The following is a 13460-nucleotide window of genomic DNA, read 5'->3' as shown; positions in this document are numbered from 1 at the left end:
TCTATTTCCCTTCAGCAATTAGTACTACATCGTCAACATTCTTTTCTGGACGAATAATTGTTCCATCTTCAATAACCATTTCCGATCCAACGATCGCTCTTTCAATCACAACATTTTTACCAATCTTCGCTCCTGGCATAACGACAGAATCAATAACCATACTACCCTCTTCCACCGTCACCCCTTGGAATAATACAGAATGCTTCACGTCCCCTTCAATGACGCATCCTTCGTTAATAAGTGATTCTTCTACTTTTGCCTGTTCGGCAATATATTGAGGCGGTTCGTTTGGATTCACAGAATAAATACGCCAATTACGATCGTTTAAATTCAGCGACGTTTCATCGCGAAGTAAATCCATATTCGCTTCCCATAAGCTTTTCACCGTTCCAACATCCTTCCAATATCCTTCAAACGGATACGCCATAAGCTTTTTCCCTTCATCTAATAAAAGCGGAAGTACATCTTTTCCGAAATCATTACTAGATTCAGGATTTCTTGCATCCATCTCTAAATACTCTTTCAAAATTGCCCAGTTAAAAATATAGATTCCCATTGAGGCAAGATTACTTCTTGGAAATTGCGGTTTCTCTTCAAATTCAACAATCTCCATCTCTTCATTTGTATTCATAATGCCAAAGCGACTCGCTTCATCCCAAGGCACTTCAATAACAGAAATCGAAACATCCGCTTCTTTCTCAATATGGTAATCTAGCATTTTACTGTAATCCATTTTATAAATATGGTCGCCAGATAAAATAAGAACATACTCTGGTTCGTACTGACTTAAATAGTTTAAGTTTTGATAAATGGCACTTGCCGTACCTGTGTACCACTTCACCCCTGAAGATTCCGCATAAGGAGGTAACACTGTGACTCCACCGCTTACTCGGTCTAAATCCCAAGCATTGCCGATTCCGATATAATTATGAAGTTCAAGTGGTTGATACTGCGTCAAAATCCCCACCGTTTCAATACCAGAATTCGCACAGTTGCTTAGCGTAAAATCAATAATGCGATATTTACCACCAAATGGAACAGCTGGCTTGGCTAAATTTTTTGTTAATGCACTTAATCGACTACCTTTTCCCCCTGCTAGTAACATTGCTACGCACTTTTGTTTTTGAGCCATCTTGTTTTTTGCTCCCCTTTCTCGTCTTCACTGGTCGTAATATGGATACGCCAAATGGTGGAATTGTAATTTCTACATGTGCTGCTTGATTATGATACGGTTCTAGAATCGCCTTAAGACGTTTCTTATTTACTTGCCCCGAACCGCCATATTGCTCAGCATCACTATTTAAAATCTCGTTATAATTCTCGAAATCTGGTACACCTACTTTATAGTTTTCATATGTAGCTTTCGTAAAATTACATACGACAACTAACGCATCTTCTTGTTTATCCCCTTGGCGGATAAACGAGAAAATACTTTGCTCATGATTATTAGCATCTATCCACTGAAATCCTTCAGGTGAATGATCAAGCTGCCAAAGTGGTTTGGAGCGCTTATACAATGCTATGAGCTCTTTAAAGTAATCATGCATATAACGATGCATTTCAAAATCATGTAAATTCCAATCTAAATCTTCAAGGTCTTTCCACTCATCAAACTGCCCAAATTCTCCTCCCATGAAAAGTAATTTCTTTCCTGGGTGAGTAAAAAAATATCCATATAATAAACGAAGTTGAGCAAACTTATCCCAGTAATCTCCTGGCATTTTATTTAATAACGACTTTTTCCCATGAACGACTTCATCATGAGAAAGCGGTAATATAAAGTTTTCAGAGTAAGCATACATTAAAGAAAACGTCATTTTCTCATGAATATGCTTCCTATACTCAGGCGCACACTCCATATATTTCAGCACATCATTCATCCAGCCCATATTCCATTTGTAATTGAACCCAAGCCCACCTTCATACGTTGGGGCTGTTACAAGTGGCCAAGCTGTTGAATCTTCTGCTGTCATAAGGAAATCTTCATCTTCTGCAAACACCGCTTCATTTAACTCTCGTAAAAATGAAACAGCGTGCTCATTACTTTGCTCCTGCCCTTCTTTATTCCAATACAACATATTCGCAACTGCATCCACCCTGAAACCGTCAATATGGAAATGTCTCATCCAAAATAACGCATTTGAAATTAAGAAATTACGTACTTCCCTCTTTCCTAAATCAAAATTGACAGTTCCCCATACTAGATTTTCTTGGACATCTTTATCTTTATATTCATAAGTCGGTGTCCCATCAAACAAATATAAACCGTGAGCATCTTTACAAAAATGCCCCGGCACCCAATCTAAAATGACACCGATTCCATATTTATGACATTCATCGACAAAATGCATCAAATCATGTGGCGTGCCGAATCTACTCGTTGCTGCATAATATCCCGTCCCTTGATATCCCCAAGAACGATCATATGGATGCTCAACAAGCGGCATAATTTCAATATGTGTAAATTGATGTTCCACCACATAAGGAATGAGTTCTTCTGCCATTTCCCTGTAAGAATACAGTGTTCCGTCTTCTTTCTTTTTCCAAGAACCGAAATGTAATTCATAAACCGTCATCGCTTCTTTATAAACCGATTTTTTCTTTTTCTTACGGCTCCAGTTTTTATCATTCCATTCGTATCCCTTTATATCAAAAACTACAGATGCCGTATTCGGTCTTACTTCTGCATACACAGCATACGGATCTGCCTTTAAAATGACGTCACCAGTCATTGTTTCAATCGCATATTTATATATTTCTCTTTCTTCAATATGCGGTATAAACAAGGACCAAATTCCCTCTTCTGTCACTTGTAGCATCTTATGTTGTTCATAATCCCATTCATTAAAATCTCCAACAACACTCATTGCTTTCGCATGAGGAGCCCATACTGTAAATCGTACTCCTCGCATCTCATCTTCCGTCACAACATGTGCGCCAAAGATGTTATAACTGTCATAGTACTTTTCTGTATGAAACTCATCTCGTTTCACTTCTTCACAATTTATTACACTCAATATGTTCACCTCACTAAGATGACAGAATTTTTTATACTTTAACAATTCTGCAAAAAACTGAAATATCCTTGTTGATTTATAAAAAATATACGTTTTTTTCTTAAAAATATTGATTTTTTTTCACATTTCCATATAAAATATCGAATTTTGACGAATATTCATTGAAAACGCTTCACTTTCTTTCTATCTTTCTGCCTTTTATTTATTTCTCAATATCTATTCTATTAGATTCCTCCTATTTTCCACTCTATTTATCACGTAAAATCACAACAAAATAATCTGTCATAAAAAAATGTTTCTCAACATTTTTTGTCACAATTTTATTGAAATGGAAAATTCATAAGCATATACTTGTTCTCAATAAAGAACACCAAACCTTCGCAAATATAATTCATACTGAAACACTCTGTTTACTCTATCCATACTCCCGGCGAACGTTTGAAAAAATTAAAATTAGGGGGCTTTCTTATGTCAGTAAAACAAAAAGTTGGAATGGGAGTTGTCACAGCTTCACTTGGCTTATCCCTTACATTCGGCGGTGTATTCGCCTATTTCAGTGATTCTGAAACATCGAATAATTCATTTCAAGCGGGAACACTAGACCTTTCTATTAATCCAAGTGTAATCGTTGATGTGAAAGATTTAAAACCAGGTGATTTTATTGAAAGAAATTTCAAGCTTGAAAACAAAGGAACATTGGATATTGCAAAGGTAGCACTTGAAACATCCTATGAAGTTACAGATGCAAAGCAAAATAATGATGGTGAAGATTTAGGCGATCACATCATCGTCAAATTTTTAGTGAATGATGGAAAGCCATCTAATCCAAACGATGATCATGAAATTTTGTGGGAAACAAAACTATCAGAATTGAAAAATATGAAACCTGAGGATGTAGCTACATCTCTAGAACGTCATAACTTAATAGATGGTATTAAATCTGGTGAAACAGATTCCTTACACGTCCTCTTCTCCTTTGAAGACAACGACCAAGATCAAAATAAATTCCAGGGGGATTCCTTACAGCTAAATTGGACATTCCATGCAGAGCAAACACCAGGCGTGGAGAAATAATTTTAAAAATATAAATTATCGGAGGCCTATACATGAAAAAGAAAAATCGTTTTGTTACCGGAATTGTAACGGCTGGCGTTCTATTTTCAACTGCCCTTCCGTTCAATGTACTTGCTGAAAACCCTATTAATCAAATTGACTCTTCAAACGCCCAGTCTTTACTATCAAAACTTTCTAAAGAACAGCGTCAGGCATTACAAACGTTAGATGCCAATCCTGGTTTTACGATTTCACCAGATATTAATACGAGCAGTTCCGAACCAGTAAATATCATTGTAGAATTTCAAACTGCGCCAGTAAAGATTAATGAATTAAAACAAAAAGAAAAAGGATTGCAAGCTGCACCTGGAAATATAAAAGCACGCATTGATCAAGAGCATGAAGAATTCCAAAAAGGTCTTAAAAACCTCCGTCAATTCAGTCCATCAGTAAAGTCTGGAAATTTCCAGTCTGTACAAATTAAACGCTCTTATAAACATGCTATAAATGGGGTTGCCCTGACATTACCTGCAAATACAGTTGAAGAATTGTTACGAATCGGTGTTGTAAAACGTATTTGGAAAGATTACGAAGTAAAATTAAATTTACCAAAACAAGCAGAGCAGAAAGCACCTCAAAAACTAACAGATAGCATTCCGCAAATTGGGGTAGATAAGTTACATAGCGAGGGCATTACCGGAAAAGGAATTAAAGTTGGTGTATTAGATACAGGTATTGATTACAATCACCCTGACTTAAAAGATGTGTATAAAGGATACCGTGCAAAAAATGGCGAGGACTCTAGCAAAATAGACCCAAACTCCGTAAAAGGTTGGGACTTTATTAATAACGATGCAGATCCGATGGAGACTACGTATGCAGAATGGCAACAATCTGGCGCTCCTGAATTCGATGATCGTGGCTCTTCCTTCTACACCGCACATGGTACTCACGTAGCAGGTATCGTTTCTGCTCAAAAGAAAAACACATCAGATTCCGCAGTAAAAGGTGTTGCACCTGACATTGAACTGTATAACTATCGTGTACTTGGTCCATACGGAAGCGGAGATAGTTCTGGTATTATTGCTGCAATCGATAAATCTATTTCTGACGGTATGAACGTTATTAATTTATCGTTAGGTGACGATAGTAACAATCCGCTTGATCCAACGTCTATCGCTGTCAATAACGCGATGCTTTCCGGTGTTGTTACAGTCGTTGCTGCTGGGAACTCTGGTCCAAATCCAGCGACACTCGGATCACCAGGTGCTTCTCCCTTTGCGATTACGGTCGGGGCAAGTGATAGTTCTATTTCCTTACCAAAACTATCAGGTCATGCTGGACAAGTACAATTCCCTAACTTAATTTTATTTGGCAAAAACTTCACTGATAAAATAGAAGATTTCAAAGGACAATCTCTCCCTATTGAATCTGTAGGAATCGGTACGCCTGACGAATTTAGTAAAAAAGATGTAAAAGGGAAAATCGCTCTCGTTGCACGTGGTACACTCTCATTTGATGAAAAAATCGCGAATGCGAAACAAGCTGGTGCAAAAGCCGTTATTATTTATAACAATGTGGACGGAGAAATTCCTTTCTACGTTGGCGAAAGCACAAAATACATTCCAGCATTCCGCCTAACGAAAGAAGACGGTGAAAAACTAAAAGCTCAAATCGAACAAGGTAACACCTCCTTTACTTTTGGCGAAATTAGTTATATTCAAACAGAAGGCGATCATCTTGCAGACTTTAGCTCACGAGGCCCTGTTACATCAAATGATGATATTAAACCTGATATTACAGCACCTGGTGTTGCTGTACTTTCAACAGTGCCTGAATATATTAACGATCCACAAGAAGGCGAAAACTATGACGTTTCCTATGAGCGTATGCAAGGAACATCTATGGCATCCCCTCATATCGCTGGCGTTGCTGCTCTTATTTTACAAGAACACCCAGAATACTCTCCATTCGATGTAAAGGCGTCTCTTATGAACACGGCTGATGATTTAAAAGAAAAATATTCTGTATATGAAGTTGGAGCTGGGCGAGTAGATGCATACAACGCTGTTCATACAGAAACAAGCTTTAAAGTATTAGATACGACAAAAACTGTTGTAAATGATGAAGTAATTGAAGTACCCGAAGAAACTGGATCTATTGCATTCGGTAAGTTTTATCAAAAAGACGGTGAAGCTCTTGAACAAAAACGAAATATAAAAGTGGAAAACCATAATAAACAAGAGAAGAAAGAATTTAAAACAGAAATTTCTTATATACCGGCTTCTTCTACTATTAACGATGCTGTCGCAAACAGTGTAAAAGTCTCTGTTCCAGAAACAATTACTCTTGATGCTGGCAAATCAGATGAAATCGAAGCAAAAATTAATGTCCCAGCCGGTGCAAAGCAAGGCCGATATGAAGGATATATTCATATTACAAATACGAAAAATAAAGAAGAAACGTATCAAATTCCGTTCTCTATTCGTGTATCAGAACCTGGTATTGAAAACGCGATACTATCAAGAAAAGCCATTTCAACTGATACATCGAAATTTAATCCATACGGTGAATCCTATGTTCACGGGGCATTCCAATTAAATAGCGAACTTGAAACGTTAGATCTTATCGTGAAAGATTCCAAAACAAATAAAGCGCTCGGCTTCATCGGAACATTAAACACGAGTGGACTAAAAACGGATGTGTATTATTACTTAGATTCATTCTTTAACGGAAAAGTATATCCTTTTACAAATGATCCTGCAAAACCAATCGGTGATGAGAAAATCAACTTACCAGAAGGAGACTACACAATTGAGTTTGTCGGCTACGATAAAGCCGGGAAAGCACGTGTGAAAGGTGATTATGTCGTAATTGATAATACACCACCGGAAGTGAAATTAACGGGATTAAAACCTGGTATTTATGAATTAAATGAAGAGAATTATACAGTGGAAGATGGCAAAAAGGCACTATGGATTAAAGGTAATGTATATGATTCAAACGTTGACTACTTAAAAGGAAAAGGCTTAAACATTACGCAAGAAGCGAATGGCGTTATGTACTATGATTATTCCCCATACTTGCATAAGTTTTTACCTATTAATGCAAATGGTGACTTTAAAGTTGGCATTACTCCTGAATCCTTTAAGGTGGAAGGCCCAATGAACACAGGCGTATATATTTTCGATTATGCAACTGCAGGACCTGACTATCCAAACGGTGTAAATAACTATTGGTTTATCCCGCAAGGAGCTCAATATGCGAAAACTAGCTATGATAAAAGAGAAGTATACAAAAATGATGAACTTACTGTAACCCTAAATGCGAAACACGTAAAACAATTCGTTGCTGGGGAATTTAACGTAAAATTCCTAGAGAAGAACTTCAAATTTGCAAATGCGAAATTGAATCCTGCTTTTGAAAAACTCCTTTCTGAAAAAGGGGTAACAGCAAAAGTAAATGAACCGAAACTAGAAGCAGGTTCTGTTACAGTAGGCGGAGCTATCGATGACAAAAACTTCGCTGGATTAGATGGTGATTTCCCATTCATTGATGTAACGTTCAAAGTCGAAAACGATGAGTTTTATGAAGCAAATGCTCAATTAGATTTATCAGTGTTCGCTTACTGGAAACAAGGTGAACCAGAACCAAACAGAATGCGTGTACTTCAAGATCAAACATTCTCAGTTATGTCCTTAAACTCACTAGTAGAAGGAAATATTAAACCTGGTGCATTCTTAAATGAACGTGGATATTTAGATGAAAAATTCGATTATACAAAGCTTGGCGTAAAAGTATATGCAACAGATTCCTACCGTCATAAGTTTGAAGGATCACTAGATAAATATGGATACTTCAAGCTGAATGGATTTCCAGTTAATAAACGCGACTATAACTTATATGTAGAAGTTCCAGGACATTTAACAAGCCGTCTAACAACGAAATTAGGTACTGAAAAAGATGGTAAGCTGCTTGGTCAATATTATTATGCACGCCTTGATGAAAACCTTGCCGGTGATGTAAACGGTGATAAAGTAATTGATATAAAAGATGCTGAAATTATCGCTAGCAACTATGGTAAAAAAGGAGTATCTGTAAAAGACGGAGACCTTAACAAAGATGGTATTGTCGACGAAAAAGATATTCGCTTTGTTGAAAAGAACTTCTTGAAAAAGGGTCCGGATGCATCTAAATCACAAACACCTGCGGAAAAATCAAAAAGCGGTACACTGGCAGATATCTTAAAGAAATTGGGATTAACGCCTAAAAAATAATAATAAAGAGCACTCTACGTAAAGTAGAGTGCTCTTTTCTATAAACGATCCTTATCCAGCAAAAGGGGTATATTGGGGATATACAAGGAAACCGGAAAAGGAATTTATATTAAATTATATGAATTCAGAGGTAGGAAGCAGTGTCCCGCCTCTGAATGATTTATCAATTATTATAGTACTGGTGCCATTGTTTCTTTTAATACTTTTACAGAATGAGCGAATTTCGCTTTTTCATCTTCATTTAGCTCAAGTTCTACGATTTCACGTACACCTTCGCGGTTAATAACAGCTGGAACACCTACGAAAGCATCTTTCTCACCGTATTGTCCTTCAAGGTATGCAGATACAGTTAATACGCTGTTCTCGTTGCTTAAGATTGCTTTAGTTACACGAAGTAGTGACATACCGATTCCGTAGTAAGTTGCACCTTTACGCTCGATGATATGGTAAGCTGCATCACGTACGTTTTCGAAGATTTTGTCTAAGTCTTCTTGTTTGTACTGTTCGTTGTTAGCTAAGATTGTTTCTAGTTTTTGTACACCGATAGTAGCGTGGCTCCATACTGGAAGTTCAGTGTCACCGTGTTCACCAACGATGTAAGCATGTACGTTACGTGGATCTACATCTAAGTAGTCACCTAACATGTAACGGAAACGAGCAGAGTCTAAAGTTGTACCAGAACCGATTACACGCTCTTTTGGTAGACCAGATTCTTTCCAAGTTACGTAAGTTAAAATGTCAACTGGGTTAGTTGCAATTAAGAAGATTCCATCGAATCCGCTATCCATAATACCGCGAACGATTTGTTTAAAGATTTTTGTGTTCTTCTCAACTAAGTCTAAACGAGTTTCACCTGGCTTTTGTGGTAATCCAGCAGTGATAACTACTAAATCTGCATCTTTACAATCTGCATAGCTACCGCTCCAAACTTTTGTTGGTGATGGAGAGAATGGTACTGCATGGCTTAAGTCCATCGCTTCCCCTTCTGCTTTTGCTTCATTAACATCTACTAATACGAATTCTTCAGCTACACCTTGGTTGATCATTGAGTAAGCGTAACTACAACCTACAGCTCCTGTTCCTACTAATACTACACGATTGATACCTTTTTTCATGTTAATTTCCCCTCTCTATTGTTCACATCTATTTTTTATGATTGTTTAAGTAATTAATTAAAATACTAATTTAATGTTGTTTAACTTCTTTACACTCATATTGTAGCACGTATTATTGTGAATTACTTCACAAATTATGACCTATTTGTGAACTTTTTCACATAGAGTGTAAAGTTGATGGAATAGGTGTGGAATCCATTTTAATGGAGGCGTTTTCTTTAGATTGTGAAAGGATTTTTCTTATGTTTTCTTTGGTGATTGAAATTATATCGGCGATTTTCTGAATATATCAAGCGCAACTCACATTTTCTTCTTTCATCTCTAATATGGTTGCTATTTCCTTATATAAAAATTCATAATTATACTTTAATAAAAGGATATATTTATATATTGGATTCATCTTTCCAAGCATGCTTTGTATTTCTACTTGAAGCTCTTTTCTCAAAAGTGGTTCATCTAATCCTTTTGATCCAATTAATTGAACAGATTCAATCGGGATTTCTTCACTACGCTTTTGCCTTCTTGATAAATCACGGTGTCTATTAATCGCAACTTGAAATAACCATGTTTTTATATAAGTAATTTTCATATTTGGTACAGACAATAATGCTTTATGTATCGTGTCTTGAACAATGTCTTCTACATCTGCTGGTGTTAGCCCCTCGCCATCAAGTTAAAATTTAATACGATCCCCAGAACCATAAAAATGGACCTCGTTGTTATAAAAGACACAATATTTTTGTTTTGGAAGCATTATAAAATTTTTAACTTTCACAGCATAATTACTTTGTAATTATACCTTTTATTATCTCAAAACCAAAAACTCTTATTAAAACTTGTTTACATACATACAAATCATATAAGTGAATAAAAAATAATTATTTTTATAACCATTAGGGGGGCAAATAAATGAATATATATTTAGCCGGGCCATTTTTCAACCCTGAACAAATTGCACTATTAGAAAAATTAGAGATAATTTTATCTAAGAAAGGATTAAATGTATTTTCTCCACGAAAATATATGAGTAAATTTCCCTTTGGATCTTATGAATGGCAATTTCAAAACTTTGTTACTGATGTAAATGCAATTCAACATAGTGATATTACCTTTGCAATATATAATGATCAAGATTCCGGAACAATGTGGGAAGTTGGGTATACTTGGTCACTTAAAAAACCTATTATTATTTTTAATACCAAAGAAAAAGTTGTTAATCTTATGATTACACAATCTTTACATGCATATTTGGATAGCTTTGATAAAGTAATTCAGTATGATTTTAATAAATTACCTCGTATATTTTATGATGGAGCTGTAACGTAATCAAAAAAAGAAAAAAGCTCATGTGAAATTAAACTTATATAATCTTAACGTGGTTTATTTCCAAAATGATGGCGATACCCCATCACCATCAAGCTAATTTTGAGGGCATTATAAAATTCTTAGGTTAATGGGCATATGGTGTTAGCCCTATTTTAAGAAAATACCTATAAATGCTTTTAGAGGTTTTTATAATAATCTTTTCATACTCCATCGCTCTCTCCTTTCTATTAGTTAGACGATTAGAATAGAAAAAAGTATACAAGAAATCTATAAAAAAAAAGCAGACGATTCAAAGTCCGCTTTTACACAACAAAAAAGAGATAGCAGATTATGCTATCTCTTTTAGTATGACCCGTACGGGATTCGAACCCGTGTTACCGCCGTGAAAGGGCGGTGTCTTAACCACTTGACCAACGGGCCAGTTCTGGCAGAGAAGAAGGGATTCGAACCCTCGCACCGCGTTCGCGATCTACTCCCTTAGCAGGGGAGCCCCTTGAGCCACTTGGGTACTTCTCTATAAATATGGCTCCGCAGGTAGGACTCGAACCTACGACCGATCGGTTAACAGCCGATAGCTCTACCACTGAGCTACTGCGGAACAATTATGGTGGGCCTAAATGGACTCGAACCATCGACCTCACGCTTATCAGGCGTGCGCTCTAACCAGCTGAGCTATAGGCCCATAATTGAAAAGCGGGTGAAGAGAATCGAACTCTCGACCAGAGCTTGGAAGGCTCTTGTTTTACCACTAAACTACACCCGCATTAAATTATAAATGGTGAGCCATGAAGGATTCGAACCTTCGACCCTCTGATTAAAAGTCAGATGCTCTACCAACTGAGCTAATGGCTCATTTTGAAAGTGGTGCCGACTAGAGGACTTGAACCCCCAACCTACTGATTACAAGTCAGTTGCTCTACCAATTGAGCTAAGTCGGCTTGCGACTTCAAAATGGTGGCTCGGGACGGAATCGAACCGCCGACACGAGGATTTTCAGTCCTCTGCTCTACCGACTGAGCTACCGAGCCTTTATGTAAAAAATGGCGGTCCCGACCGGGGTCGAACCGGCGATCTCCTGCGTGACAGGCAGGCATGTTAACCACTACACCACGGGACCATTTGGTTGCGGGGACAGGATTTGAACCTGCGACCTTCGGGTTATGAGCCCGACGAGCTACCGTGCTGCTCCACCCCGCGATGATAAAATATTTAATTTAGAAAAAATGGAGGAGGTAGAGGGATTCGAACCCCCGCGCGACTCTCGCCGCCTGTCGGTTTTCAAGACCGATCCCTTCAGCCGAACTTGGGTATACCTCCGAGATATAAACCTTTAGTGGTGGACCTTGTAGGACTCGAACCTACGACCGGACGGTTATGAGCCGTCTGCTCTAACCAGCTGAGCTAAAGGTCCTTTATGGTAGCGGCGGAGGGGATCGAACCCCCGACCTCACGGGTATGAACCGTACGCTCTAGCCAGCTGAGCTACACCGCCATAAATGATATTAAAAAAAGTGGAGCCTAGCGGGATCGAACCGCTGACCTCCTGCGTGCAAGGCAGGCGCTCTCCCAGCTGAGCTAAGGCCCCGTGTTTTTTGGAAAATCGGGAAGACAGGATTTGAACCTGCGACCCCCTGGTCCCAAACCAGGTGCTCTACCAAGCTGAGCCACTTCCCGTTAATAAAAGCGCGCCCGAGAGGAGTCGAACCCCTAACCTCTTGATCCGTAGTCAAACGCTCTATCCAATTGAGCTACGGGCGCATATGGTGCCGAGGGCGGGGGTCGAACCCGCACGGTGGTCACCCACCGCAGGATTTTAAGTCCTGTGCGTCTGCCTGTTCCGCCACCCCGGCATGTCATATTGAAAATTGGAGCGGAAGACGGGATTCGAACCCGCGACCCCAACCTTGGCAAGGTTGTATTCTACCACTGAACTACTTCCGCAAGACATGTTTGAGTTATTTTATTAAAAGTGCGGGTGAAGGGAGTCGAACCCCCACGCCAAAGGCGCTAGATCCTAAGTCTAGTGCGTCTGCCAATTCCGCCACACCCGCATATTAATTATTTCAAGAAAAAATGGGGCGACTGATGGGAATCGAACCCACGAATGCCGGAGCCACAATCCGGTGCGTTAACCACTTCGCCACAACCGCCATGATTTTCTGGTGCCGACTAGAGGACTTGAACCCCCAACCTACTGATTACAAGTCAGTTGCTCTACCAATTGAGCTAAGTCGGCTAAATGGTGGAGGATGACGGGATCGAACCGCCGACCCCCTGCTTGTAAGGCAGGTGCTCTCCCAGCTGAGCTAATCCTCCATTTGCCTGGCAACGTCCTACTCTCACAGGGACAAGGTCCCAACTACCATCGGCGCTAGAGAGCTTAACTTCCGTGTTCGGTATGGGAACGGGTGTGACCTCTCTGCCATCATTACCAGACTTTATTCATTTAAGACAAGAATTATTGTAACTTATTTAACCTTTAAAGTCAACAAGTTTTTTATATTCTTTCAAAACTAGATAACATTGCTTCATATTATATGGTTAAGTCCTCGATCTATTAGTATTCGTCAGCTCCACATGTCACCATGCTTCCACCTCGAACCTATCAACCTGATCATCTTTCAGGGATCTTACTAGCTTACGCTATGGGAAATCTCATCTTGAGGGGGGCT

At 38.6% G+C, this 13460-nt stretch carries 6 protein-coding genes, 22 tRNA genes, 2 rRNA genes and 1 pseudogene (1 of these 31 only partly in view); 3 read left to right on the top strand and 28 right to left on the bottom strand.

Going from position 1 to position 13460, the window contains the following annotated elements:
• Position 1 precedes the first annotated feature (1 nt).
• Positions 2–1132: a glucose-1-phosphate adenylyltransferase gene (glgC, locus tag QCI44_RS03020; protein ID WP_000057614.1), complete on the bottom strand. Its 1131-nt coding sequence runs from the start codon at positions 1130–1132 to the stop codon at positions 2–4.
• Positions 1080–3017, bottom strand: coding sequence for a 1,4-alpha-glucan branching protein GlgB (gene glgB, locus QCI44_RS03015; protein WP_016085764.1), 1938 nt, complete (start codon positions 3015–3017; stop codon positions 1080–1082). The genes glgC and glgB overlap by 53 nt, the downstream gene beginning before the upstream one ends.
• Before the next feature lie 468 nt (positions 3018–3485).
• On the opposite strand from glgB, the gene QCI44_RS03010 reads away from it, so the two are divergent.
• Positions 3486–4091, top strand: a complete 606-nt coding sequence (locus QCI44_RS03010) for a CalY family protein (protein WP_098986366.1) — start codon at positions 3486–3488, stop codon at positions 4089–4091.
• Positions 4092–4123: 32 nt separating this feature from the next.
• Positions 4124–8347: a S8 family serine peptidase gene (locus QCI44_RS03005; RefSeq protein WP_098506421.1), complete on the top strand. Its 4224-nt coding sequence runs from the start codon at positions 4124–4126 to the stop codon at positions 8345–8347.
• Positions 8348–8517: 170 nt separating this feature from the next.
• On the opposite strand, the gene QCI44_RS03000 is transcribed toward QCI44_RS03005, so the two are convergent.
• Together QCI44_RS03000 and QCI44_RS02995 are read right to left on the bottom strand one after the other, a co-directional pair.
• Positions 8518–9462 carry an L-lactate dehydrogenase gene (locus tag QCI44_RS03000; protein ID WP_000715344.1) on the bottom strand — a complete coding sequence of 315 codons (945 nt, stop codon included), beginning with the start codon at positions 9460–9462 and terminating at the stop codon, positions 8518–8520.
• 289 nt (positions 9463–9751) lie between these two features.
• Positions 9752–10102, bottom strand: a pseudogene (locus tag QCI44_RS02995) (RNA polymerase sigma factor); the annotation flags it as partial.
• 269 nt (positions 10103–10371) lie between these two features.
• On the opposite strand from QCI44_RS02995, the gene QCI44_RS02990 reads away from it, so the two are divergent.
• Positions 10372–10788 carry a nucleoside 2-deoxyribosyltransferase gene (locus QCI44_RS02990; RefSeq protein ID WP_016136900.1) on the top strand — a complete coding sequence of 139 codons (417 nt, stop codon included), beginning with the start codon at positions 10372–10374 and terminating at the stop codon, positions 10786–10788.
• A 348-nt stretch (positions 10789–11136) separates the two neighbouring features.
• On the opposite strand, the gene QCI44_RS02985 is transcribed toward QCI44_RS02990, so the two are convergent.
• From QCI44_RS02985 to QCI44_RS02870, 24 genes are all read right to left on the bottom strand, one after another.
• Positions 11137–11208 (bottom strand) — tRNA-Glu (locus QCI44_RS02985).
• Between the two features lie 5 nt (positions 11209–11213).
• Positions 11214–11304, bottom strand: a tRNA-Ser gene (locus QCI44_RS02980).
• Positions 11305–11311: 7 nt separating this feature from the next.
• Positions 11312–11386, bottom strand: a tRNA-Asn gene (locus tag QCI44_RS02975).
• 7 nt (positions 11387–11393) lie between these two features.
• Positions 11394–11470 (bottom strand) — tRNA-Ile (locus QCI44_RS02970).
• Positions 11471–11480: 10 nt separating this feature from the next.
• Positions 11481–11551 (bottom strand) — tRNA-Gly (locus QCI44_RS02965).
• Positions 11552–11564: 13 nt separating this feature from the next.
• Positions 11565–11640: transfer RNA gene (locus QCI44_RS02960), tRNA-Lys, on the bottom strand.
• A 10-nt stretch (positions 11641–11650) separates the two neighbouring features.
• Positions 11651–11726: transfer RNA gene (locus QCI44_RS02955), tRNA-Thr, on the bottom strand.
• 14 nt (positions 11727–11740) lie between these two features.
• A tRNA-Phe gene (locus tag QCI44_RS02950) sits at positions 11741–11816 on the bottom strand.
• 13 nt (positions 11817–11829) lie between these two features.
• Positions 11830–11905 (bottom strand) — tRNA-Asp (locus QCI44_RS02945).
• A gap of 3 nt (positions 11906–11908) precedes the next feature.
• Positions 11909–11985 (bottom strand) — tRNA-Met (locus tag QCI44_RS02940).
• Positions 11986–12012: 27 nt separating this feature from the next.
• Positions 12013–12105 (bottom strand) — tRNA-Ser (locus QCI44_RS02935).
• A gap of 17 nt (positions 12106–12122) precedes the next feature.
• A tRNA-Ile gene (locus QCI44_RS02930) sits at positions 12123–12199 on the bottom strand.
• A 4-nt stretch (positions 12200–12203) separates the two neighbouring features.
• A tRNA-Met gene (locus QCI44_RS02925) sits at positions 12204–12280 on the bottom strand.
• A gap of 20 nt (positions 12281–12300) precedes the next feature.
• A tRNA-Ala gene (locus tag QCI44_RS02920) sits at positions 12301–12373 on the bottom strand.
• 15 nt (positions 12374–12388) lie between these two features.
• A tRNA-Pro gene (locus QCI44_RS02915) sits at positions 12389–12462 on the bottom strand.
• Positions 12463–12472: 10 nt separating this feature from the next.
• Positions 12473–12546 (bottom strand) — tRNA-Arg (locus tag QCI44_RS02910).
• A gap of 3 nt (positions 12547–12549) precedes the next feature.
• A tRNA-Leu gene (locus tag QCI44_RS02905) sits at positions 12550–12638 on the bottom strand.
• 16 nt (positions 12639–12654) lie between these two features.
• Positions 12655–12729: transfer RNA gene (locus tag QCI44_RS02900), tRNA-Gly, on the bottom strand.
• Positions 12730–12758: 29 nt separating this feature from the next.
• A tRNA-Leu gene (locus QCI44_RS02895) sits at positions 12759–12839 on the bottom strand.
• Between the two features lie 23 nt (positions 12840–12862).
• Positions 12863–12938, bottom strand: a tRNA-His gene (locus QCI44_RS02890).
• Positions 12939–12948: 10 nt separating this feature from the next.
• Positions 12949–13024, bottom strand: a tRNA-Thr gene (locus tag QCI44_RS02885).
• A gap of 4 nt (positions 13025–13028) precedes the next feature.
• Positions 13029–13104: transfer RNA gene (locus tag QCI44_RS02880), tRNA-Val, on the bottom strand.
• Positions 13105–13108: 4 nt separating this feature from the next.
• Positions 13109–13224, bottom strand: a 5S ribosomal RNA gene (gene rrf / locus QCI44_RS02875).
• Positions 13225–13325: 101 nt separating this feature from the next.
• Positions 13326–13460: ribosomal RNA gene (locus QCI44_RS02870) — 23S ribosomal RNA — on the bottom strand (it continues 2787 nt past the right edge of the window).

Source organism: Bacillus cereus group sp. RP37, assembly GCF_040459695.1.
In the GTDB taxonomy this organism is placed as follows: Bacteria; Bacillota; Bacilli; order Bacillales; family Bacillaceae_G; genus Bacillus_A.
Note: the sequence above shows the minus strand (reverse complement) of the source record. Positions and strands in the feature narration are given on the sequence as shown.